14 protein-coding genes and 3 pseudogenes are annotated in these 23,095 nt (G+C 71.5%); 5 read left to right on the top strand and 12 right to left on the bottom strand.

What is annotated here, in order from left to right:
- Nucleotides 1–4: 4 nt before the first annotated feature.
- Nucleotides 5–2,890, bottom strand: a complete 2,886-nt coding sequence (locus ACFW6P_RS16980) for a vitamin B12-dependent ribonucleotide reductase (protein ID WP_386424037.1) — start codon at nt 2,888–2,890, stop codon at nt 5–7.
- A gap of 172 nt (nt 2,891–3,062) precedes the next feature.
- Nucleotides 3,063–3,623 carry a transcriptional regulator NrdR gene (gene nrdR / locus ACFW6P_RS16975; RefSeq protein ID WP_386352841.1) on the bottom strand — a complete coding sequence of 187 codons (561 nt, stop codon included), beginning with the start codon at nt 3,621–3,623 and terminating at the stop codon, nt 3,063–3,065.
- Nucleotides 3,624–4,244: 621 nt separating this feature from the next.
- Here nrdR and lexA point away from each other — a divergent pair.
- Nucleotides 4,245–5,024, top strand: a complete 780-nt coding sequence (gene lexA / locus ACFW6P_RS16970; protein ID WP_171145262.1) for a transcriptional repressor LexA — start codon at nt 4,245–4,247, stop codon at nt 5,022–5,024.
- A gap of 193 nt (nt 5,025–5,217) precedes the next feature.
- On the opposite strand, the gene ACFW6P_RS16965 is transcribed toward lexA, so the two are convergent.
- The 4 genes and pseudogenes from ACFW6P_RS16965 to ACFW6P_RS16950 form a co-directional block, all read right to left on the bottom strand.
- Nucleotides 5,218–7,194 (bottom strand): ATP-dependent DNA helicase, encoded by a 1,977-nt coding sequence (locus tag ACFW6P_RS16965; RefSeq protein WP_386424035.1) that lies wholly within the window; start codon nt 7,192–7,194, stop codon nt 5,218–5,220.
- 376 nt (nt 7,195–7,570) lie between these two features.
- A pseudogene (locus tag ACFW6P_RS16960) lies at nt 7,571–7,873 on the bottom strand (GNAT family N-acetyltransferase); the annotation flags it as partial.
- Nucleotides 7,874–8,368: 495 nt separating this feature from the next.
- A pseudogene (locus ACFW6P_RS16955) lies at nt 8,369–8,770 on the bottom strand (ferric iron reductase); the annotation flags it as partial.
- Nucleotides 8,771–9,250: 480 nt separating this feature from the next.
- Complete coding sequence (locus tag ACFW6P_RS16950) at nt 9,251–10,726, bottom strand: aminotransferase class III-fold pyridoxal phosphate-dependent enzyme (RefSeq protein ID WP_386424033.1); 1,476 nt, start codon at nt 10,724–10,726, stop codon at nt 9,251–9,253.
- A gap of 464 nt (nt 10,727–11,190) precedes the next feature.
- Between ACFW6P_RS16950 and ACFW6P_RS16945 the strand changes: the two genes are divergently transcribed.
- Together ACFW6P_RS16945 and ACFW6P_RS16940 are read left to right on the top strand one after the other, a co-directional pair.
- Nucleotides 11,191–12,408 (top strand): trypsin-like serine peptidase, encoded by a 1,218-nt coding sequence (locus tag ACFW6P_RS16945; RefSeq protein WP_386352833.1) that lies wholly within the window; start codon nt 11,191–11,193, stop codon nt 12,406–12,408.
- A 61-nt stretch (nt 12,409–12,469) separates the two neighbouring features.
- A pseudogene (locus ACFW6P_RS16940) lies at nt 12,470–13,751 on the top strand (trypsin-like serine peptidase).
- Between the two features lie 67 nt (nt 13,752–13,818).
- Here the strand turns inward: ACFW6P_RS16940 and hflX are convergent.
- The 6 genes from hflX to miaA all read right to left on the bottom strand — a co-directional run bounded on the left by hflX (nt 13,819) and on the right by miaA (nt 22,175).
- Entirely contained in the window at nt 13,819–15,312 is a 1,494-nt protein-coding gene (hflX, locus tag ACFW6P_RS16935) for a GTPase HflX (RefSeq protein ID WP_386424031.1), read from the bottom strand.
- Nucleotides 15,313–15,468: 156 nt separating this feature from the next.
- On the bottom strand, nt 15,469–17,013 hold the full coding sequence (locus ACFW6P_RS16930; RefSeq protein ID WP_386424029.1) for a M1 family metallopeptidase: 1,545 nt from the start codon (nt 17,011–17,013) through the stop codon (nt 15,469–15,471).
- 111 nt (nt 17,014–17,124) lie between these two features.
- Complete coding sequence (locus ACFW6P_RS16925; protein ID WP_386352825.1) at nt 17,125–19,320, bottom strand: RelA/SpoT family protein; 2,196 nt, start codon at nt 19,318–19,320, stop codon at nt 17,125–17,127.
- Between the two features lie 340 nt (nt 19,321–19,660).
- Nucleotides 19,661–20,533, bottom strand: coding sequence for a diaminopimelate epimerase (dapF, locus tag ACFW6P_RS16920; protein ID WP_386352823.1), 873 nt, complete (start codon nt 20,531–20,533; stop codon nt 19,661–19,663).
- A 79-nt stretch (nt 20,534–20,612) separates the two neighbouring features.
- Nucleotides 20,613–21,128, bottom strand: a complete 516-nt coding sequence (locus ACFW6P_RS16915) for a hypothetical protein (protein WP_386352995.1) — start codon at nt 21,126–21,128, stop codon at nt 20,613–20,615.
- Nucleotides 21,129–21,236: 108 nt separating this feature from the next.
- Nucleotides 21,237–22,175, bottom strand: a complete 939-nt coding sequence (miaA, locus tag ACFW6P_RS16910) for a tRNA (adenosine(37)-N6)-dimethylallyltransferase MiaA (RefSeq protein WP_386352821.1) — start codon at nt 22,173–22,175, stop codon at nt 21,237–21,239.
- Nucleotides 22,176–22,357: 182 nt separating this feature from the next.
- Between miaA and ACFW6P_RS16905 the strand changes: the two genes are divergently transcribed.
- Both ACFW6P_RS16905 and ACFW6P_RS16900 read left to right on the top strand, forming a co-directional pair.
- Nucleotides 22,358–22,624, top strand: a complete 267-nt coding sequence (locus ACFW6P_RS16905) for a hypothetical protein (protein WP_386352818.1) — start codon at nt 22,358–22,360, stop codon at nt 22,622–22,624.
- 26 nt (nt 22,625–22,650) lie between these two features.
- Nucleotides 22,651–22,998 carry an antitoxin gene (locus tag ACFW6P_RS16900; protein ID WP_386352815.1) on the top strand — a complete coding sequence of 116 codons (348 nt, stop codon included), beginning with the start codon at nt 22,651–22,653 and terminating at the stop codon, nt 22,996–22,998.
- The last annotated feature ends 97 nt before the right edge of the window (nt 22,999–23,095 follow it).

The raw sequence follows: 23,095 nt of genomic DNA, 5'->3' as shown, positions 1-23,095 counted from the left end.
GGCGTCAGCTGCAGCCGCTCGTCGAGCCGCAGCCCTCGCAGATGTAACAGGAACCGGCGCGCTGCATCTTCGTGCCGCAGGAGAAGCAGAGCGGGGCGTCGGCCTGGATGCCCAGCTGCATCTCGACCAGTTCGGCACTGGTGTGCGCCTGCTGCGGGGCGGGCTTGGCCGCCTCTTCGGGCTTCGGCGCGGAGACGGCCTTGAGCTCCTGGGTGCGCGGCGCCGACTGGGCCAGGCCCTCGACGTCGACCTCGTCATCCCCGATGGCCTGCTCGTACGAGCCGGTCTCCAGGTGGCGCTGGCGCTCCTCGGCGGAGTGGATGCCGAGCGCGGAACGCGTCTCGAAGGGCAGGAAGTCCAGCGCCAGGCGGCGGAAGATGTAGTCGACGATCGACTGCGCCATCCGCACGTCCGGGTCGTCCGTCATACCGGCCGGCTCGAAGCGCATGTTCGTGAACTTCGAGACGTACGTCTCCAGGGGCACGCCGTACTGGAGGCCGACGGAGACCGCGATGGAGAAGGCGTCCATCATGCCCGCGAGGGTCGAGCCCTGCTTGGACATCTTCAGGAAGACCTCACCCAGACCGTCGTCCGGGTAGGAGTTGGCGGTCATGTAGCCCTCGGCGCCGCCGACGGTGAAGGACGTGGTGATGCCGGGACGTCCCTTCGGCAGACGCTTGCGGACCGGGCGGTACTCGACGACCTTCTCGACCTTGGTCTCGACGGTGGCGGGCTCCTCGGCCTTCTTCTCCTCCTTCTTCTTGGCGGAGAGCGGCTGGCCGACCTTGCAATTGTCGCGGTAGATCGCGAGCGCCTTGACGCCGAGCTTCCAGGCCTCGAAGTAGATCTCCTCGACCTCCTCGACGGTTGCCGTCTCCGGCATGTTGACCGTCTTGGAGATGGCGCCGGAGATCCACGGCTGGATCGCGGCCATCATGCGGACGTGGCCCATCGGGGAGATGGCCCGCTCGCCCATGGCGCAGTCGAACACCTCGTAGTGCTCGGGCTTGAGGCCCGGGGCGTCGATCACATTGCCGTGCTCGGCGATGTGGGCGACGATCGCCTCGATCTGCTCCTCCAGGTAGCCCAGACGGCGCAGGGCCTGCGGAACCGTGCCGTTGACGATCTGCATCGAGCCGCCGCCGACCAGCTTCTTGAACTTGACCAGCGCGAGGTCGGGCTCGACACCGGTGGTGTCGCAGGACATCGCGAGGCCGATGGTGCCGGTCGGGGCGAGTACGGACGCCTGGGCGTTGCGGAAGCCGTTCTTCTCGCCCATGCGCAGCACGTCACCCCAGGCCTCGCTGGCTGCGGCCCACACCGGGGTGTCCAGGTCGTCCATGCGGTCGGCCGTGTCGTTGGCGTCCGAGTGCTGCTTCATGACGCGCTTGTGGGCGTCTGCGTTGCGGGCGTAGCCGTCGTACGGGCCGACGACGGCGGCAAGCTCGGCGGAGCGGCGGTACGCCGTACCCGTCATCAGGGAGGTGATCGCGCCGGCGAGGGCGCGGCCGCCGTCGGAGTCGTAGGCGTGGCCGGTGGCCATCAGCAGGGCGCCGAGGTTGGCGTAGCCGATGCCGAGCTGACGGAACGCGCGCGTGTTCTCGCCGATCTTCTGGGTCGGGAAGTCCGCGAAGCAGATCGAGATGTCCATCGCGGTGATGACCAGCTCGACGACTTTCTGGAAGCGCTCGGCCTCGAAGGACTGGTTGCCCTTGCCGTCGTCCTTGAGGAACTTCATCAGGTTCAGCGAGGCCAGGTTGCAGGACGTGTTGTCCAGGTGCATGTACTCGCTGCACGGGTTCGACGCGGTGATCCGGCCGGACTCGGGGCAGGTGTGCCAGTTGTTGATCGTGTCGTCGTACTGGATGCCGGGGTCGGCGCAGGCCCAAGCGGCTTCGGCGATCTTACGGAAGAGCGCCTTGGCCTCGACCTCCTCGATGACCTCGCCGGCCATCCGGCCGCGCAGCCCGAACCGGCCGCCCTGCTCGACCGCGTTCATGAACTCGTCGTTCACGCGGACGGAGTTGTTGGCGTTCTGGTACTGGACGGACGCGATGTCGTCGCCGCCCAGGTCCATGTCGTACCCCGCGTCGCGCAGGACGCGGATCTTCTCCTCCTCCTTGACCTTCGTCTCGATGAAGTCCTCGATGTCGGGGTGGTCCACGTCGAGGACGACCATCTTGGCGGCGCGGCGGGTGGCGCCACCGGACTTGATCGTTCCGGCGGAGGCGTCGGCGCCGCGCATGAAGGAGACGGGGCCGGAGGCGTTGCCGCCGGAGGAGAGCAGTTCCTTGGAGGAGCGGATCCGGGAGAGGTTCAGGCCGGCGCCGGAGCCGCCCTTGAAGATCATGCCCTCTTCCTTGTACCAGTCGAGGATCGACTCCATGGAGTCGTCGACGGACAGGATGAAGCAGGCGGAGACCTGCTGGGGCTGCGGGGTGCCGACGTTGAACCAGACGGGGCTGTTGAAGCTGAAGATCTGATGCAGGAGGGCGTAGGCCAGCTCGTGCTCGAAGATCTCGGCGTCGGCGGGCGAGGCGAAGTACCTGTGGTCCTCACCGGCCTTCCGGTAGGTCGTCACGATGCGGTCGATCAGTTGCTTGAGGCTGGTCTCGCGCTGCGGGGTTCCGACGGCACCGCGGAAGTACTTGCTGGTGACGATGTTGACCGCGTTCACCGACCAGGAGTCGGGGAATTCGACGCCGCGCTGTTCGAAGTTGACCGAGCCGTCGCGCCAGTTGGTCATGACGACGTCACGGCTCTCCCAGGCCACCTCGTCGTAAGGGTGGACGCCCGGGGTGGTGTGGATGCGCTCGATACGCAGGCCCTTGCTCGCCTTGGGGCTCTTGGCGCGGGAACTCCGTGCCGGACCGCTCGCCGTCTCTGTCATGCCGCCTCCCTGGTACGGGCGAAAACGCCCTGAAGTGCCCCGTTTGTTCCCGTGGCACGGTGTTCTGTCTGGTGTTGCGGATGTCCACTCACGTGACCCGCAACAGGTCCTCACTCTTCACACGCCGCCGCCCCGCCGGGCCCGGACCTGCCTTCCGGGACCGGCCCACCGGTCAGTCGGCGGCACCCGCGGGCTCGGGGACCTGGCTCGCCCCTCCGGGCCCGCGGTCGTCTTCGCGGCTCACCGCGGTCTCGCCCCCGCGATCGCCGTCGTCCGCGTCGAGGCGCCCCGTCTCTTCCCTGAGCTCCGCGATGGCCGCCTCGAAGTCCTCGAGCGAGTCGAAGGCCCGGTAGACGGAGGCGAAGCGGAGATAAGCGACGAGGTCGAGCTCCTGCAAGGGGCCGAGTATGGCCAGCCCCACGTCGTGTGTGGTGAGCTCGGCGCTCCCGGTCGCCCGCACCGCCTCCTCGACCCGCTGGCCGAGCTGGGCGAGTGCGTCCTCGGTGACCGGACGCCCCTGGCACGCCTTGCGCACTCCGTTGATGATCTTCGTGCGACTGAAGGGCTCGGTGACGCCGGAGCGCTTGACCACCATGAGCGAGCACGTCTCCACGGTCGTGAAACGACGGGAGCAGTCAGGGCACTGGCGGCGCCTTCGGATCGACGTGCCGTCGTCGGTCGTACGGCTGTCGACGACACGGCTGTCGGGGTGCCTGCAGAAGGGGCAGTGCATGATTTCCCAACCCTCCTCACAACAGGCTCAATGACCTCGCCGGGCCTCTTGCGCCCCACGAAGCAGACCCCAGCATAGGCGATGACCATGGAGCCGAAGACCCGGGGGACCACAACTTCTGGGCTGCTGTAGCAATGCAACCACTAGATGTGGGGATTGGCTCATACACCCAGGCCATACGCGCGTGTCGCGTCGGAGGGCCCTGGCGGCCCACGTCCGGCGGTACCTCACCGGCCCCGCACGCCCTCCGCCCCACCGCTGGGCCCCGCCGCATTCCGCCGCGGTCGGCACCTCTCGACGCACAGCCGTATCGCTGCGGCGCATGCGGGGATACCGTGGGCGCCGCAGGGAGGGAGCGTGCGACTCCCGCACGGATGAGGGCCGGTCCCGGGACGCGGGAATGCCGGATGGCAGACTGGGGCACCTGTCCGCGAGGCGATCATCCGGCGGTGAAGAGTACAGCAACGGGCCCTTTTACCCGCCAGGTGGCGCGGCCGCCAATACACCCGGACTCGTGATCGCGTCCCCTGATTCGCGATTTTTCACTCGAACGTGTGTTTGGCGCAACCTTTCGAAAGAAACTACCGTTGTCCAGCAGGGAGACCATCGAGAGGGGCCGACGTGACCACCACCGCAGACAGTGCCACCATCACTGCCCAGGACCGCTCCCAGGGCCGACTGGAGCCGGTGCATGCGATGAACGAAGCCACGAACCCTGAGGGGCACAAGCGCTCCCTGCCGGGCCGACCTCCCGGCATCCGGGCGGACAGCTCGGGCCTCACCGACCGCCAGCGCCGCGTCATCGAGGTGATCAGGGACTCGGTCCAGCGACGCGGCTACCCGCCGTCGATGCGCGAGATCGGCCAGGCCGTCGGCCTCTCCAGCACCTCCTCCGTGGCGCACCAGCTGATGGCGCTGGAGCGCAAGGGCTTCCTGCGCCGCGACCCGCACCGCCCGCGCGCGTACGAGGTGCGGGGTTCCGACCAGGCGGCCTCGGTGCAGCCGACGGACACCGCCGGCAAGCCCGCCGCGTCGTACGTCCCGCTCGTCGGCCGGATCGCCGCCGGTGGGCCGATCCTCGCCGAGGAGTCCGTCGAGGACGTCTTCCCCCTCCCCCGCCAGCTCGTCGGCGACGGTGAGCTGTTCGTCCTGAAGGTCGTCGGTGACTCGATGATCGAGGCCGCGATCTGCGACGGCGACTGGGTGACGGTCCGCCGCCAGCCGGTCGCGGAGAACGGCGACATCGTCGCGGCGATGCTCGACGGAGAGGCCACCGTCAAGCGCTTCAAGCGCGAGGACGGCCATGTGTGGCTGCTGCCGCACAACGCGGCCTACGAGCCGATCCCCGGCGACGACGCGACCATCCTCGGCAAGGTGGTGGCCGTACTGCGCCGCGTCTGACGCCGCGCACCGCGTCGGGCGGGCCCAGCCGGCCCGCCCTCTGTACCGGACCCCGGAACCCCTGCGCCGGTTCCGGGGTCCTGCGCTGTCCCGAGGCAGCAGCCGTACCACCTGGAGGGCGCGGCCCGCACGGTGCCCCGGACAGGCCCTGCGGCGTGCAGGGCCGGCGTGCTGCGGACCGGCCCCCCGAGCCTCACCCGGCTTCCGCCTGCTGCGCCGCCGCGTCGATGGCGGCCAGCGACTTCCGCACCTGGTTACGGTCCGTCGTGTACCAGAAGTCGGGCAGCGACGCCTTGAGGTAGCCCCCGTACCGCGCCGTGGCCAGCCGCTGGTCCAGTACGGCGACCACCCCCCGGTCACCCGACGCCCGTACGAGGCGGCCGGCGCCCTGCGCCATGAGGAGCGCGGCATGGGTCGCGGCGACCGCCATGAAGCCGTTGCCGCCCGCGTCCTCCACGGCCTTCTGGCGCGCGCTCATCAGAGGATCGTCCGGGCGCGGGAACGGGATCTTGTCCATGACGACCAACTGGCAGCTGGGACCGGGGACGTCCACGCCCTGCCACAGCGACAGTGTGCCGAAGAGGCAGGTCTTCGGGTCGGCCGCGAAGTTCTTGATCAGTTCGCCGAGCGTCTCCTCTCCCTGGAGGAGGATCGGGAGCTCCGGGATCCGGGAGCGCAGCTCCTCGGCGGCCAGTTGCGCGCCCCTCATCGAGGAGAACAGGCCCAATGTGCGGCCGCCGGCCGCCTGGATCAACTCGCTGAGCTCGTCGAGCATGTCCGCGCGGTCGCCGTCCCGGGCTGGGCGCGCCAGATGCTTGGCCACGTACAGGATGCCCTGCTTGCGGTAGTCGAAGGGCGAGCCGACGTCGATGCCCTTCCACTGCGGGACGTCGTCCCCCTCCGTGCCCTCGGGGGCGAGGCCCAGGGAGGCGCCGACCCCGTTGAAATCACCGCCCAGCTTCAGCGTCGCGGACGTCAGGACCACCGACCGATCCGCGAAGAGCTTCTCCCTCAGCAGGCCCGAGACCGACATGGGGGCGACGCGCAGGGACGCGCCGAAGCGGTCGTGCCGCTCGTACCAGACCACGTCCCACTCGGAGCCGTTGGTGATCCGCTCCGCAACGTCGTGCACGTTCTCCACGGACGCAAGGGCCTGCTTGCGGACCGCGTCCTCGTCCTGGACGGACTTGTCGCGGGTGTTCCCGATCGCGGAGATGACCGTGCGGCACGCGTCACGCAGCGCCATCAGCGCATACCCGAGGTCCTCGGGGATCTCCTCCAGACGGCCCGGCAGCGCCAGCTCCATCAACCGCTCGAACCCCTCTGCGGCGGTCTGGAGCTGGTCTGCGGCCTTCTCGTTGGCGAGTTTGGCGGCCCGACGTACGGCGCGGTTCACCTGGCCGGGGGTGAGTTCGCCGGTGGCGACTCCCGTGACCCGTGAGACCAGCTCGTGCGCCTCGTCGACGATCAGCACCTCGTGCTGCGGAAGGACCGGGGCGCCCTCGATGGCGTCGATCGCGAGCAGGGCGTGGTTGGTGACGACGACCTCGGCGAGCTTGGCCCGCTCCCGGGCCATCTCGGCGAAGCATTCCGCGCCGTAGGCGCACTTCGAGGCACCCAGGCACTCCCTCGACGACACCGACACCTGGGACCAGGCCCGGTCCGAGATACCGGGCGTGAGGTCGTCGCGGTCGCCGGTCTCGGTCTCGTCGGCCCAGTCACGCACGCGCAGCAGGTCCTGGCCGAGCTTGCTGGTGGGTGCGGCCGCCTCGAACTGGTCGAAGAGGCCCTCCTCCTCGTCCTGCGGGACGCCCTCGTGGAGGCGGTGCAGACACAGGTAGTTCGACCGGCCCTTGAGCATCGCGAACTCCGGGCGGCGGCGCAGCAGCGGGTGCAGCGACTCGACCGTTCTCGGGAGGTCGCGTTCCACCAGCTGGCGCTGCAGGGCCAGGGTGGCGGTCGCGACGACCACTCGCTCCCCGTGCGCGAGCGCGGGCACCAGGTAACCCAGCGACTTGCCGGTGCCGGTGCCGGCCTGGACCAGCAGGTGGGAGCCGTCATCGATCGCTTCCGCGACGGCTTCGGCCATGGCCACCTGACCGGGGCGCTCCGTACCGCCGACGGCAGTGACGGCAGCATGCAGGAGTTCGGGGAGTGAGGGCTTCGTCATAGCGCGACCACCCTACGACCCAGCACTGACAAACGGGCGATCGAGACGGAGACGCCGGGTGCGATCGGGGCGACGGCAGGGGACGGAGCGACCGTGGGGGCGTGGTGGCGGGCCGAGACGTCCGGTGAGTTCGAGGCGCGGGCAGTGAGGGGATCAAGGCCGAGGGCTCCTGGTGCGCCGGACGGGACGGTGGAGGCCGCAGGGGGGACGGCGGGCCGCAGGGATCGCGAGGAGGGAGGCGGCGGGCGGAACCGCGCCGGGAGACGGCGCCGGGAATCGGAGAACGGCCGGAGAAATGTGTGCGTTCTCCCGGTCTCCGGGAACCGGGGCGGAACGCCTCGCGTTCGAAGGGTGACGGGCCGGTGACACAGTGCTGCATCAGATGCCGGAGTGATCGGTCTCGGATCACGAGGGCGGCCCGTTTGCCCGGCGGATCGACCTCGGCGGAGAACCGGAAGCCGGCGGTGAGGAAAGCGGCGAGGGAGGGGGTGTTGCGGATGTCGGGTTCCGCGATGCCCCGTACGCAGGAGGGACGCCGAGCGAGAACGAGATCGGCCACGGCTCTGAGGAGCAGACCGCCCAGACCACGGCCCCGGTCGGCGACGGCGCCGACGAGCAGATGGACTCCGGTGTCGTGCGGCCGGGCCGGGTAGTGGCGGGCCAGCGGGTCCAGGTGCGCGGCCCCAGTCGGAGACGTGGTCGAGGAGATCGTCGTACTGGAAGCCGGAGGTGGTCGGGGGCGCGGTTACGGAGCGGGCAGCGGAAGCGGGAGTGATGTGTGGTCCCGGGTCCTCTCCGGCACAGCCCACCTCGCGCGGAGTGCGATCGGTTGTCTGTTCCGCGATGAGGGCCAGGAGTTCCACCGGGTGCCGCAGGTCCATGGTGTCTGCGCTGTCCCCGTCCGCAGCGGAGTCCGGCCGGAGCTCCGCAGGGGCCCCGATGCCGGAGGGATCGTCGGCAGGGCGACCGGAGCCGAAGCCGGGCTCGGCGCGGGAGCCGGCACCGGCCTTGGCCGTGACAGCGGTACTGACGGCGGTCCCGACAGCGGTACTGACAGCGGTGGCAGTGTCGGCGGTCGGGCCGGCGGGGAGACACCGACGGCTCCGTTCAGAAGGAGGGATCGGGCATGTCCTCGGGAGGCGACGGAACTCGGTGGTGGGCTGGGACAGGGTCTTCAGGCGTGCAGGGGGTTGGCGATGGTGACGTAGACGGACTGCGTGTCGACCGGGCCCACGAGCTCGTCCAGGCCGTGCAGCCGGGTCAGCAGGTTGGCCTTGCAGCGCAGGACGGGTGAGTCGAGCAACCGGGCGGACAGGGAGGTGCGAAGCCGGGACGGGCCGGAGGCGAGGTCGCCGAGGAAGCGGCGGAAAGCGGCGAGCAGCAGACGTTCGTCCGCCAGGCCCTGGGAGCCGAACGCCCCGATGAGGCCGAGGACGTTGTTGACGGCCAGGTAGTAGAGGAGGCGCTCGTCGGTGACGTCGTCGCAGACGAACGTGTCGCTGCGCTCCACGATGCCGGGCAGCCGGGCGTCGAGGTCCGCTCGCCGTGACGCGCGGAAGTAGTAGCCCTGGTTGTCGCTGGCAGGAAGGGGGATGCGGAGGATGCCGTCGGGAGGCATGGGCAGGTCGGTCTCGCGTACCCAGCAGCGCAGGAGGGCTTCCACGGCTGCTGCCTCGGCGAGGGTGTGTGCGTCGGGGTGGGCCGGGGTGTCGGGGGTGGGGTCGACGATCTGCCCCTGGGCCGGTCGCGTCGCCGGTTCGAGTCCTTGCCGGGGCAGGGCCGTTCCGGTCCCCGACTGCCTGGGCACGCGGTCCTCGACGGGGCCCCTTCTCGCATCGTAGCGTGGCCGTCGGCTGCGGGGGTGGCGTTCAAGACAGGTACCTCGTGGGATGGTTGCGGGTGGGGCGAGCGGGGCGGGCGAGCCCAGGAGTCGTCCTCGGCGCGGTTAAGGATGCGCCGTGTCCCAGGGCAGGACGGCCCGTCCCGCGACCAGCAGCAGCGCGCAAGGGCACGGCGTGAAGCCCCCGTACAACCGGCTTTTCCGTTCCGCCGGACCTCACGGCGTGAACCGCACCGCTGCCGTGCTCCGACAGCCACGGGCCGACACCACTCGGATCGCGTCAGCGAGGCGGTCCAGGACGGCGGCCGCCTGCTCGTCGGTGATCGTCAGGGGCGGAAGCAGCCGCACGACGCTCCCGTGACGGCCGCCGAGTCCGACGATGAGACCCCGTCGCAGGCACTCGCGCCGGACGGCGCAGGCCAGTTCGCGAGCGGCGGGACCACCGAGTCCCTCGCTCCCCCTCATCCGGCCCGGCACCGTACCCGCACCGCCGCCCGACGCGGGCCCTTCCTCCGGCCGGGCGGCCCCGGCCCCCGGCCCGGACCTGGGCTCAGGTCCGGACGCGGGCTCACCGCCCTCGGGATCCACCAGCTCGACCCCGATCATCAATCCCGTCCCCCGCACCTGGCCGACACACGAGAACTCTGCGGCCAGACACCCGAGTCGGCCCAGCATGCGTGCGCCGAGGGCTGCCGCGCGCTCGGCCAGGCGGTTCTCCCGGACGTGGGCGAGGGTCGCCGTGCCGGCGGCCATGGCGAGCTGATTGCCCCGGAAGGGGCCGCCGTCGGCGCCGGGGCTCCCGGTGCCGAGGGCGTCGCGGTAGACGACGACGGACAGGGGCAGGCTGCCGCCGATGGCCTCGGAGAGGACCATCACGTCGGGAGTCACGCCACTGTGTTCCACGGCCCAGAAGGTACCGGTCCGTCCGACGCCCGTCCGGGTTTCGTCGACGATCAACGGGACAGAGTGGTCGGCCGTGAGCTGCCGCATGCGCCGGAGCCAGCCGCCCGGTGCGGGAATCACCCCGTCTCCGCCCTCCACGGGCTCGACGATCACGCCGGCGGCGAGCGGCCCGGCGGACGCCGCGGGGTCGGGAGCGGACGCGGTCCAGGGGGCGAGGCGTTCGGCTTCCTGCCCCCTGCCCACGCGGGAGGTGCGGTCATGGCCGTTCGGGCGCGGCGGACAGGTGGTCGGCGCGTGGGAGGCGTCCCCGGACGTGTGGAGCGATCCGGCGGTGAGCCGTCCGGCAGGGCCCTCATGCACGGCGCCGGGGAACCTGATCAGGCCGCTCCGCCCGGTCGCGGCGCGGACGAGTGCGGAGGCGGTCTCCAGGGCGTCGCCGCCCGCCGGTCCGCAGAAGCGCACCCGTGCCCGGTCGGCCAGGCCCGGGGGCAGGGTCCTGAACAGTTCGGTGGTGAAGGCGTCCTTGACGGGTGTCGCCAGGCCGAGGGCGTTCAGGGGCGCACCGGAGTCGAGGACCTTGCGGATGGCTTCCAGGACGACGGGGTGGTTGTGCCCGAGGGCGAGGGCGCCGGCGCCCGACAGGCAGTCGAGGTAGCGGCGGCCGTCCGCACCCTCGATGGTCAGGCCACGTGCGCGCACCGGCACGATCGGCAGGGCCCGTGCGTACGTCCGGGCCGAGGGTTCGCGCGAGGGCTGCCGCCGCAGCACCCCTTGGGGCCGGGCGGGCATCCCCGGCGGGCCGTCCCCGCGCCGACGCCCGCTCTCCTCCGCCACGGGTGCGGTGCCCGCCTCCCCCGGTGCTCCGGTATCGCCGGCGGCTCCGCGCCGACGCGGGGTCTTCACCGACGCACGCCCCACAGCGGCCTCCTCTGACGCACGACCCCCAAGAGCGGTTCCCGCCACGGCTTCCCTGACCTCCTCCTGGGCACGGGCATGTAGGAGCGAGCGCACACCGACAGCAGGCCCCCCACCGCTACCAACCCCCCATGGCGCACCGGGTTACGGGTTGCCTCAAGATCCTTTCCGTGACGGAACTGTTGCTGTTCCGTCGGACCTCCCCCACAGGCACCGCATAGGGTGTGGTGCCGTTCCCGGACGCCGCAGGGTGCCGGCCGGCTCCGCTCCAAGCAGCGGGCGGCGCAGGCGAGAAGCACCTGTCCGTCCATGTAGTCACCATCAGGGGGAGTCAGATCATGCGATACATACGACCGTTGCCCACCGCTCGGCGAGGAGGGAGGGCGGGCCGCAGGAACTCCCCCGTGCTGGCCGCCGTCGCCCTCGCCTCGGCGCTCGCGCTGACCACCACCGCCTGCGGGTCGGGCGACGCCGAGGCGAACGGCGAGCCCTCCGCCTCCGCCTCCGACGACGGCAAGCTCAGGATCCCCGACGACATCCGCGACCGCCTCCGCGAGCACGGGATCGACGTCGACCAGTGGAAGAAGGGCGCCTGGAAGGACTGGGACCGGGACGACTGGCTGCGCGAGGCCAACGAGTACATCAACCCGATCATCGAGGGGCTCTGGAACCCGGACCGCATGCGGGAGGCCGAGGAGCCCGACCAAGGCGTCGACGAGAGCGACCTCTCCGGTGACCAGGGCGTCACCGACCCCACGCCCCGGCCGGTGAGGGCGCAGGCCGTGCCGCCCTCGTACCACGCCGCCGTCCCCACGGCCGGGAAGGTGTTCTTCGACTCCCCCGAGGGCTCGGCGGTCTGTTCGGCGACGGTGGTGAAGGACCCCGCGCACCCGGGCAAGTCGAACCTGGTGTGGACGGCCGGCCACTGTGTGCACGCGGGCAAGAGGGGCGGCTGGTACCGCAACATCGCGTTCGTGCCGTCGTACAACGACGACGGCAAGCCGATCGAGGCGCTGGAGAACGCCACCCGTGAGGACGTCGCCCCCTACGGCGTCTGGTGGGGGGACTGGGCGCAGACCTCGGACCAGTGGATCGAGCAGGGCGGTTCGACGGGCGGCGACGGCGCGTCCTACGACTTCGCGGTCATCCACGTCACGCCGGAGAAGGGCAGCGAGGGCAAGTCGCTGGAGGAGACGGTCGGTTCGGCGCTGCCGGTCGACTTCAAGGCTCCCGCCGTGCCGCAGATCGAGAGTCTCACGGCGATCGGCTACCCGGCCGCGCCGCCGTACGACGGGCAGAAGCTGTACCGGTGCCAGGACCGGCCGGGCCGCCTGTCGATCACCGCGTCGGATCCGACGATGTACCGCATCGGCTGCACCATGACCGGTGGTGCGTCGGGCGGCGGATGGGTCGCGACCGGCTCGGACGGCAAGCCCGCGCTGGTCTCCAACACCTCGATCGGCCCGGTGACGTCGGGCTGGCTGGCCGGACCGCGCCTGGGCACCGAGGCAGAGGGCGTCTACGACTCGGTCAGCAAGAAGTTCGCGGGGCGGTGAGCCCCGGCCGCGGACGGGGTGGAGTGCCGCGGCATACGCGGGCTCCGGCCCGGCCGCGCTCATGTTCTGCGCGCACAGCGCGGTCCCGGACACGCATCCACGCGCACCGTATGACGGGGGTGATCACACCAAGCGTCCCACACGTACGCCCGTACCGAGGCTCGGGCGGTGCTCCGCTCTCGCCGCCACCGGTGCCGTCGCCGCCCTGACGCTCACCGCAACCGCCTGCGGCGGCTCGGCGGACCGCGTGGACTCGGCGAACGACAAGCCCGACGCCACCGCCTCCCGGGCGGCCGGGGCCGGCGGCGGCGAGGCCCGGATCCCGGCCGGCATCGCCGGCAGGCTCGAGGAACACGGCATCGACGTCGACCGGTGGAGGAAGGGCGGCTGGAAGAACTGGGACGAGGACAAGTGGCTCAGTGACGCCGAGGACTTCGTCAACCCGGTGATCGACGGACTCTGGAAACCGGAGCGGATGCGGTCCGCCGAGGAATCCGACAAGACGGTCACGACGAAGGACGCGTCGGTCGGCCAGGGCGTCAGCGCCCCGGAACCGGCGCCCGCGAGGGCACAGGCCGAGAAGATGCCGTACCACGAGAACGCGGCGCCGGTCGGCAAGGTCTTCTTCGACTCCCCCGACGGACCGGCGGTCTGCTCGGGCACGGTGATCAAGGACGTCAACCACGCCGGCAAGTCCAACCTGGTGTGGACGGCGGGCCACTGTGTGCACGCCGGCGGCGACGGCGGCTGGTACCGGAACATCGTGTTCGTGCCGGCCTACAACGACCTCGGCACGTCCGAGGCGGAGCTGGGCGACGCGAACCCCGCGGAGGTCGCTCCGTACGGCAACTGGTGGGCGGACTGGGCCTCGACCTCGAACCAGTGGATCCAGGGCGGTTCGGAGAGCGGCGGTGACGGTGCCGCGTACGACTACTCCGTGCTGCACGTGAAGCCGGAGCGGGGATCGAAGTCGCTGGAGGAGACGGTCGGGGGCGCGCTCGACGTGGACTTCTCCCGCCCCGTCCGCGGCCGAGGCCGCCAAGACGGGCGCCTGGGGCTACCCCGCCGCGCCGCCCTACAACGGTCTGAAGATGTTCAAGTGCGTGGACGTGCCCGGCCGGTTCTCGCTGAGCCCGTCGCTGCCGACGATGTACCGCATCGGCTGCGACATGACCGGCGGCTCGTCCGGCGGCGGCTGGTTCCGGGTGCTGAACGGCAAGACCGTGCTGGTCTCCAACACCTCGATCGGCCCCACCGACAACACCTGGCTGGCGGGCCCGCAGCCGGGCCGGGACGCCGAGCCGCTCTACCAGGACATGAGCAGGACGTACGGCGGTCGCTGACCGGGACGCGCGGGAAGGGCCGCTCCCTGCGGACAGGGAGCGGGCCTTCCCGCTTACGGGCCGGGCCTCAGAGGGCCGGGGCCGGAACGTACGGCGCGAGTTCCGCCGCCAGTTCCTCGTGCACGCGCAGCTTGAGGAGGGTGCCCTGCGCGGTGTGCTCCTCGGAGATCACCTCGCCCTCGTCGTGGGCACGGGCGACCAGCTTGCCGTGTGTGTACGGCACCAGTGCCTCGATCTCGACCGACGGGCGGGGCAGCTCGTTGTCGATCAGCGCGAGCAGCTCGTCGATGCCCTGGCCGGTGCGGGCCGAGACGGCGATGGACCGCTTCTCCACGCGCAGCAGGCGCTGCAGCGTCAGCGGGTCGGCCGCGTCGGCCTTGTTGATCACGACGATCTCGGGTACGTCGGTGGCGCCGACGTCCCTGATCACCTCGCGCACGGCCGCCAACTGCTCCTCCGGGACCGGGTGCGAACCGTCCACCACGTGAAGGATCAGATCGGACTCGCCGACCTCCTCCATCGTGGAGCGGAACGCCTCGACCAGGTGGTGGGGCAGGTGGCGCACGAAGCCGACCGTGTCCGCCAGCGTGTACAGCCGCCCGCTCGGGGTCTCGGCCCGGCGAACGGTCGGGTCGAGGGTCGCGAACAGCGCGTTCTCGACCAGCACGCCCGCGCCCGTGAGGCGGTTGAGCAGGGAGGACTTGCCGGCGTTGGTGTAGCCCGCGATGGCCACGGACGGCACCTTGTGGCGCTTGCGCTCCTGGCGCTTGATCTCGCGGCCGGTCTTCATGTCCGCGATCTCCCGGCGCATCTTCGCCATCTTCTCGCGGATCCGCCGCCGGTCCGTCTCGATCTTCGTCTCACCGGGACCGCGGGTGGCGAGGCCGCCGCCCTTGCCGCCGCCCATCTGCCGGGACAGCGACTGACCCCAGCCGCGCAGCCGCGGCAGCATGTACTGCATCTGCGCGAGCGCGACCTGCGCCTTGCCCTCGCGGGACTTGGCGTGCTGGGCGAAGATGTCGAGGATCAGGGCCGTGCGGTCGATGACCTTGACCTTGACGACGTCCTCGAGGTGGATGAGCTGGCCGGGGCTGAGCTCACCGTCGCAGATGACGGTGTCCGCGCCCGTCTCCAGGACGATGTCCCGCAGCTCCTCGGCCTTGCCGGAGCCGATGTACGTGGCCGCGTCGGGCTTGTCGCGGCGCTGGACGACACCGTCGAGCACCAGCGCGCCGGCCGTCTCCGCGAGGGCGGCGAGCTCCGCGAGGGAGTTCTCCGCGTCCTGCACGGTGCCCGAGGTCCAGACGCCGACGAGGACGACCCGCTCCAGACGCAGCTGGCGGTACTCGACCTCGGTGACGTCCTCGAGCTCGGTGGAGAGGCCCACCACACGGCGCAGGGCCGCGCGCTCGGAGCGGTCGAGCTGATCGCCGTCCCGCTCTCCGTCGATCTCGTGGCTCCAGGCGACGTCCTCTTCCATCAGGGCATCGGCCCGAAGACCCTCGGGGTGGTTGTGCGCGAAGCGCTTGGTGTCCTGGGAAAAGGAAGAAGAGGAGGTCATTGGATCCTTACGTAGCTGGGAAACCGATGGCGGCGACAGCGCTGCGAGCCGTTGCGTCACTGTCCACAACGCACGAGCCGTCCGGGAGATTCCCCGGCGCCCGGTGCCGCGCCGACCCGAAGATGGTCGCACGGCACGGGGCGTCTCGTCACCGTGTTATCGCCCGGCCGTCCGGGGGGATCCCGCCGCTTCGCCGGGCCCTGCCGCCTTCCCCGGCCCGGCCGCCTTCGCCGGAGCCCCCGCCTTCCAGTCCGGATGTCCCGGCATCGGCGGTGTCTTCTCCCCGTACAGCCAGCCGTGGAAGAAGCCGTCCAGATCACGCCCGGAGATTTCGGCGGCGAGGCGGACGAAGTCCTCCGTCGTGGCCGTGGCGTCCCGGTACCGGGCGGTCCAGGCGCGCTGCAGGCGTTCGAAGGCCGGGCGGCCGATCTCCTGGCGCAGGGCGTACAGGACGAGCGCGGCGCCGTCGTAGACGTTGGGCCGGAAGATGCCGGTCTTGTTGCCGGGCGCGGGGGGCTTGGGCTCGGCGGGCGGTCCGCCGGCGGCGCGCCAGCGGTCGGAGGCGCCGTACGCGGCCTGCATCCGGTCCCGCATGGGTTTGCCGGCGTGCTCCTCGGCGTAGAGGGCCTCGTACCAGGTGGCGTGCCCCTCGTTGAGCCACAGGTCGGACCAGGCGCGGGGGCCGACGCTGTTGCCGAACCACTGGTGGGCCAGCTCGTGGACCATGATCGCCTCGACGTACCACCGGGGGTAGACCGGGTCGGTGAACAGATCCCGCTCGAAGAGGGAGAGCGTCTGCGTCTCCAGTTGGAAGCCGGTGGTGGCGTCGGCCATGAGCAGGCCGTACGTCTCGAAGGGGTAGCGGCCGACCTTGCGCTCCATCCACTCGATCTGGGCGGGGGTCTTCTCCAGCCAGGGTTCGAGGGCCTCGCGGTGCCGTGTCGGCACGACGTCGCGTACGGGCAGGCCGTGCGGGCCGGTGCGGCGCAGCACCGTGGAGCGGCCGATGGAGACCTGGGCGAGTTCGGTGGCCATGGGGTGCCGGGTGCGGTAGGTCCACATGGTCGAGCCGCCGGCCCGGTCCACGCCGGCGGGCAGGCCGTTCGCGACGGCGGTGTGCCCGTCGGGTGCGGTGACCCGGACGGTGAACATCGCCTTGTCGGAGGGGTGGTCGTTGCACGGGAAGACCAGGTGCGCGGCATCGGCCTGGTTGGCCAGGGCGAGGCCGTCCGCGGTGCGCACCCAGCCGCCCTCACGCCCTTCGGCCGCCACGGGGTCGCTGGTGTGCCGGACGGTGATCCGCATCCAGTTGTCGTCGGACACGGAGTCGTCGGGCGTGATCACGAGGTCCTCGCCGGCCCTGCTGAACCGGGCGGGGTCGCCGTCGACCTCGACCGACTCGACCGTGCCGTGGGCGAAGTCCAGGTTGATCCGGTCGAGGTCCTCGCTGGTCCAGGCGTCGATGGTGGTGACGGCCCGCAGGGGCTCGCTGTTGTCGCCGGAATAGACGAACGAGAGGTCGTACGAGGCGACGTCGTAGCCGGGATTGCCCAGATACGGGAAGAGGCGGTCACCGACGCCCAGCGGGACGGCGGAGGAGCTCGCGGCGACGAGGCAGACGGAGACGGCGGAGGCGAACAGGGCGGCGGAGGTCCGCCGGCGGCGGGTGCGAGGGGCGCGGACGCGGGGCGTGTGGGGCATGCCCCACGGCTACCAGCGTGCGCGTGCCGGGCGGGAACGGCGCGCGTCCGCCCCACCCGAACCGGGGACCGGGGCCTGCGCCGGGTGCCGTCCCCGATCGGCACGGCCGGTTCAGCCGCCCGGCGTCTGGGGCTGCGCCCGGCTCACGTCGTACACCCCGGCCACCTGGCGCATGGCGCGCATCAGGGCGGGCAGGTGGGCGGCGTCCGGGAGCTGCACCGTGTAGGTGTGCCGCACCTGCTGCTGGGTCGGCGGCTCGACGGTCGCCGAGACGATCTCGGCGCCTTCGAGGGCCATGGCCTCGGTGAGGTCCGCGAGCAGATGGGGACGGACGAACGATTCGGCGACCAGTGTGACCCGGCACTCTGCGGTGTCCCCCCAGCGCACGCCGACCTGAGCACGCCCCCCGGCCCGCATGCGCGCGACCGCGACGCACTCCACGCGGTGCACGGTGACGGCGCCCCCGCGCACGGCGAAGCCGGTGATCGCGTCGGGCGGTACGGGTGTGCAGCAGCGGGCCAGCCGGACCGTCGCGTCCGGCAGGTCGGCGAGCACGTCGGCGCCCGCCGGGCGGGCGGCGGGCCGCTCGGCGGGTCCGCCGGTCCCGGGTGCGCCGACTGCCGGCCGGGGAACCGCCCGGCCTGTCGCGTTACTCGCCCGGGCGTCCCGCGCCGCGTTCCCCCGCTGGGCCTCGGCCTGCGCCGGGTGGGCGGCCAGCCAGCGCTGGATGGCGATCCGGGCGGCGGGCGTGTGGGCGTGCTCCAGCCATTCGCGGGAGGGTTCGGACGCCGGGTCCTGGCCCATGAGGAGCTGCACGGTGTCGCCGTCCTTCAGGACGGTGCTCAGCGTCGCGAGCCGGCCGTTGACGCGCGCTCCGATGCAGGCGTGCGCGTCCTCGCCGTACTGGGCGTAGGCCGCGTCCACGCAGGTCGCTCCTTCGGGCAGGCCGAGCGTGCCGCCGTCGGGACGGAAGACGGTGATCTCCCGGTCCTGGGCGAGGTCTTCTCGCAGGACCGACCAGAAGTGGTCCGGGTCGGGTGCCGCCTCCTGCCAGTCCAGGAGGCGGGAGAGCCAGCCGGGGCGGGTGGGGTCGACGCGCTCGCCGTCGGCCGGGTCCTCGGGGGCGGGTGCGTAGGGGTTGCCGAGGGCGACGACTCCTGCCTCGGCGACCTTGTGCATCTGGTGCGTGCGGATGAGGACTTCGACGACCTGGCCGTCCTCGCGGGCGACTGCCGTGTGCAGCGACTGGTACAGGTTGAACTTCGGTACGGCGATGAAGTCCTTGAACTCCGAGACGACCGGCGTCATGCAGGTGTGGAGCTCGCCCAGGACGCCGTAGCAGTCGGCGTCCTCCTGCACCAGGACCAGCAGGCGGCCGAAGTCGGAGCCGCGGAGCCGGCCGCGTTTGCGGGAGACGCGGTGCAGGGAGACGAAGTGGCGAGGGCGGATGAGGACTTCGGCCGGGATGTCGGCCTCGCGCAGCACCGTCCGCATCTCGTCGGCGACCTCGGCGAGCGGATCGTCGGCACGGGCGGCGTTGCGGACGATCAGCTCCCTGGTGCTCTGGTACTCCTCGGGGTGCAGGATCGCGAAGACGAGGTCTTCCAGCTCGGTCTTGAGGGCCTGCACGCCGAGGCGTTCGGCGAGCGGGATGAGGACGTCACGTGTCACCTTGGCGATGCGTTCCTGCTTCTCTGGCCGCATCACGCCCAGGGTGCGCATGTTGTGCAGCCGGTCGGCGAGTTTGATCGACATCACGCGGACGTCGTTGCCGGTGGCGACGAGCATCTTGCGGAAGGTCTCGGGTTCGGCGGCGGCGCCGTAGTCGACCTTCTCCAGCTTGGTGACGCCGTCGACGAGGTAGCGGACCTCCTCGCCGAAGTGCTCCCGTACCTGATCCAGCGTCACGTCCGTGTCCTCGACGGTGTCGTGGAGCAGGGAGGCGGTCAACGTCGTGGTCTCCGCGCCGAGTTCGGCGAGGATCAGGGTCACCGCCAGGGGGTGCGTGATGTACGGCTCGCCACTCTTGCGCATCTGGCCGCGGTGCGAGGACTCGGCCAGGACGTAGGCGCGGCGCAGGGGTTCCAGGTCCGCGTCGGGGTGGTGGGCGCGGTGGGCCTCGACGACGTGGCTGATCGCGTCGGGCAGCCGGTCGCGGGCGGCGGGGCCGAGCACGGCGGCCCTGCCCAGGCGGCGCAGGTCGATCCGGGAGCGGGCCTTTCTGCGCGGCGCTGTCGGCGTCACCGGTCCCGACACCGCGCCCGGCATCGGGCCTGGGGTCACGGGATTCGTGGCCTCCGCACTCATGGGCACCTCCGGCTGCGTCAACCGGCGGACGGGGAGCCCCAGGGCGGACACGGCTCAGGGGGCGGCTTCGGTCCCCCGTCCGGGCCGGTGCTTGATGCTACCGAGCCCACCACGCCTGGCTGACCGCCTCTCGCCGAGCGTGAAACTGATCACCCATTCGAGGGATGAATGTGAGGTTTGCACCCCCTGCGTGCCGGTCTCATCCGGCTCGTTCCCGCCAAGTGGCCGGTTGTCGCCGGTGTTTTCGGGTCGCCCGGGCCCAGAGCGCGCGGTTCTTCCCGGAGGATCCGGATGGCCCTCGGAGACGGTTGACCCACCCTTCGAGGACGAGTCTCCCGGCTCACACGGCCATGGCGTCCTCCAGCCAGTCCGCGTCGATCTCGCCCTCGGCCACGATCACCGCGGGCCCGGTCATCTCGATCTCGCCGTCGGGATGCTCGGTGATCACCAGCGTGCCGCCGGGCACGTCCACGGTGTACGTCACGGGGGTGCCGGTGGCCGCGGGGTCGGCCCCGTCACGGCGGGCGGCGGCCACGGCGACGGCGCACGCGCCCGTACCGCAGGAACGGGTCTCGCCGGAGCCGCGCTCGTGCACGCGGAGCGCGACGCGGCGGGGGCCGCGGTCGACCACGAACTCGACGTTCACGCCGTCGGGGTAGGCGGAGGCCGGGCTGAAGGACGGGGGGGTGCGCAGATCGCCGGCCTGTGCCAGGTCGTCGACGAAGGCGACCGCGTGCGGGTTGCCCATGTTCACGTTCCGCACGGGCCAGGTGCGCTCGCCGACGCTCACAGTGACGTCCCCTTCGGGGAGCCGCGCCCTGCCCATGCCGACGGTGACCTCACCGTCCTTGGCGATGTGGACGGTCTTGACGCCCCCGCGGGTCGCGACGGCGAGGTCCCCTTCCGTCACGTGCCCGGCGCGCTGCAGGTAGCGCGCGAACACGCGCACGCCGTTGCCGCACATCTCGGCGATCGAGCCGTCGCCGTTGCGGTAGTCCATGAACCACTCCGCCTCCTCGGCCATGCCCCGCGCCTCGGGGTGCGCGGCGGAGCGCACCACGTGCAGCAGGCCGTCACCGCCGATGCCCGCACGGCGGTCGCACAGGGCGGCGACGGCGGCCGGGGGCAGGTCGACGGCGTTCTCGGGGTCCGGGACGATCACGAAGTCGTTCTCGGTGCCGTGACCCTTGAGGAAGGCGATCCGCGTGCTCATTCCTCGATCGTACGGGGTGGGTACGACAGCGACCGCGCCCGTCCGGGGGGTACGACAGTGGCCCCACCCGTCCCGGTGCTCAGCGCAGCCGCGCCACGCGCCATACGGCGAGGACCACCACGACGGTCACCATCAGGGCGTACGCGAGGACGACCCGCCAGTCGGGTCTGCGGCCCGAGCCCTTGGCCGGCAGTCCCGGCCAGGTGTGGCCGACCCGGCGGGCCGCCATCATGCCCCAGCCCGCGGCGGTCGAGCAGATCAGCAGGCCGAGCATGGCGATGACCGCGCCGCTGTCGCCGAAGTCGAAGGCGAGCGGGAAGGCGAACATCAGCGAGCCGACCGCGGCCAGGGCCACGATGGGGGCGAGCTGCCAGATGCGCAGCCGGCGCTGCGGGCGCAGCTCGACCTCGACCTCGTCCGCGAACATCTCCCCGGGCTCGGGACCGTCGTCGGTCACGCCGCCCTGCGTCTCGTCGGGCCCGTCGGAGCTGAGGCGGTCCGTGTCCTGCTCCGGTCCGTCCTCGTGCCCGGTCCCATCCCGCTCGGCGGTGATGCGATCGGTGCTTCCTGCCGTGTCGCGAGGGCCGGCCTCCATCGCCACGCGCCCTCCCCACTAGGACTGAACTCGGTCGATCGAAGCTCGATGATGGCACGCCGCCGTAGGCGCGGATGACGGCCTGGGCGTCCCGATGCCATGACGTGATCAGGCTGTAACCGGTCGTTCGACCAAGGAGAGCGCGAGCTGCGGAAGTTCTGTGAGATCGGCCGCAGCCCCACTCAACCAGTGCACCCGGGGATCGCGCCTGAACCATGAATCCTGGCGGCGCGCGAAGCGCTTGGTGGCACGGACGGTCTCGGTCCGCGCTTCCTCCAGGGTGCACTCCCCGGCCAGTGCCGCGAGCACCTGCTGGTAGCCGAGCGCGCGCGAGGCCGTACGCCCTTCACGCAACCCCTGCGCCTGGAGTGCGCGCACCTCGTCCACCAGACCGGCCTCCCACATGCGGTCGACCCGGTGGGTGATGCGCTCGTCGAGTTCGGGGCGGGCCACGTCGACGCCGATCTGGAGGGTGTCGTACACCGAGTCGTGGCCGGGGAGGTTGGCGGTGAAGGGCTTGCCGGTGATCTCGATGACCTCCAGGGCCCGGACGACCCGGCGGCCGTTGCTCGGCAGGATCGCGCGAGCGGCCTCGGGGTCGGCGGCGGCCAGGCGGGCGTGCAGGGCTCCCGAGCCGCGCAGGGTGAGCTCCTCCTCCAGGCGGGCCCGGACCTCGGGGTCGGTGCCGGGGAACTCCAGGTTGTCGACGGCCCCGCGCACGTACAGCCCGGAACCGCCGACCAGGATCGGCCAGCGGCCCTCGGCGAGCAGGGCGTCGATCCGCTCCCGGGCCATGCGCTGGTACTCGGCGACGGACGCGGTGACGGTGACGTCCCAGATGTCGAGGAGGTGGTGCGGGACCCCGCCGCGCTCCTCGGGCGTCAGCTTGGCGGTGCCGATGTCCATCCCTCGGTAGAGCTGCATGGAGTCGGCGTTGACGACCTCGCCACCGAGACGCTGGGCCAGGAAGACGCCCAGATCGGACTTTCCGGCCGCGGTCGGTCCGACGACGGCGATGACGCGGGGGGCGGGGGCTGCGCTGCTCACCGGAACAGTCTCGCAAACCTCGGAGGGCCCTCTCGAACGAGTTACGTGACGCCACGGCTGCGGGGTCGTTGCCCGTTGCGAGGTTCCTGCCGCCGGATCGCAGAGGCGGTGGCCCGGGCCGCGCAAACGGATGTACCGGGCGACGCGGGAATTCGCCCGCACGAGTAACGTATGGAGTGGATATGGGCGTATTTGCACGACTTCTCCGACGGTCCAAGACCCCGGAGGCGCCTGCCGCCGCATCCGGTGCCGAGACGGCGAAGGCCGGTTCCGAGGCGGAGGAGACGGCGGCGGCTGCCGAGGTGACGGCGGCTGAGAGGGCGTCGGAGGCGGTCGAGCCGACGGCGAAGGACACCGAGGTGGCCGAGAGCGACGGCGTCGACATCCCGCACCAGCAGTCCACCGACAAGGCGGCCGACAACGAGGCGGGCGACGGCGCCCGTACGTGACCTCCACGCGTGAGGGAAGGTGAACCATGGGTCTGCTGGACACCATGAAGGCCAGACTGGGCCCGGCCAAGAGCAGGGTCTCGGATCTCGCCCAGCGGAACGAGGGCAGGATCCATCACGGCCTCGACAAGGCCGCGCACGCCGTCGACAGGCGGACCAAGGGCAAGTACAGCGGCAAGATCCAGTCCGGCGCGGGCCGGGCCAAGGACGCCATGGGCCGATTCGCGCACAAGGGCGAGAGCGGACCGGACGCGTCGGGCACGACTCCCCCGCCGGGCACGGTGACCCCGCCGCCCGAGGCGGGACGTACGGCACCGCCGCGGGACGCGTCCGGCGGCACGCCGCCGGACGACGCGCCACCGCCCGTTTCCTGACACGCGCATCGCAGCACGCAGCACGGTGTACACATCGGCGGACGGCCGCGGAGCACGAAGCTCCCGGCCGTCCGCCGTTCTCCGCGCCCACGGCCCG

The sequence above is a fragment of the Streptomyces sp. NPDC058741 genome, assembly GCF_042746715.1.
GTDB lineage: Bacteria > Actinomycetota > Actinomycetes > Streptomycetales > Streptomycetaceae > Streptomyces.
This window is presented reverse-complemented; position numbering and strand designations above follow the sequence as displayed.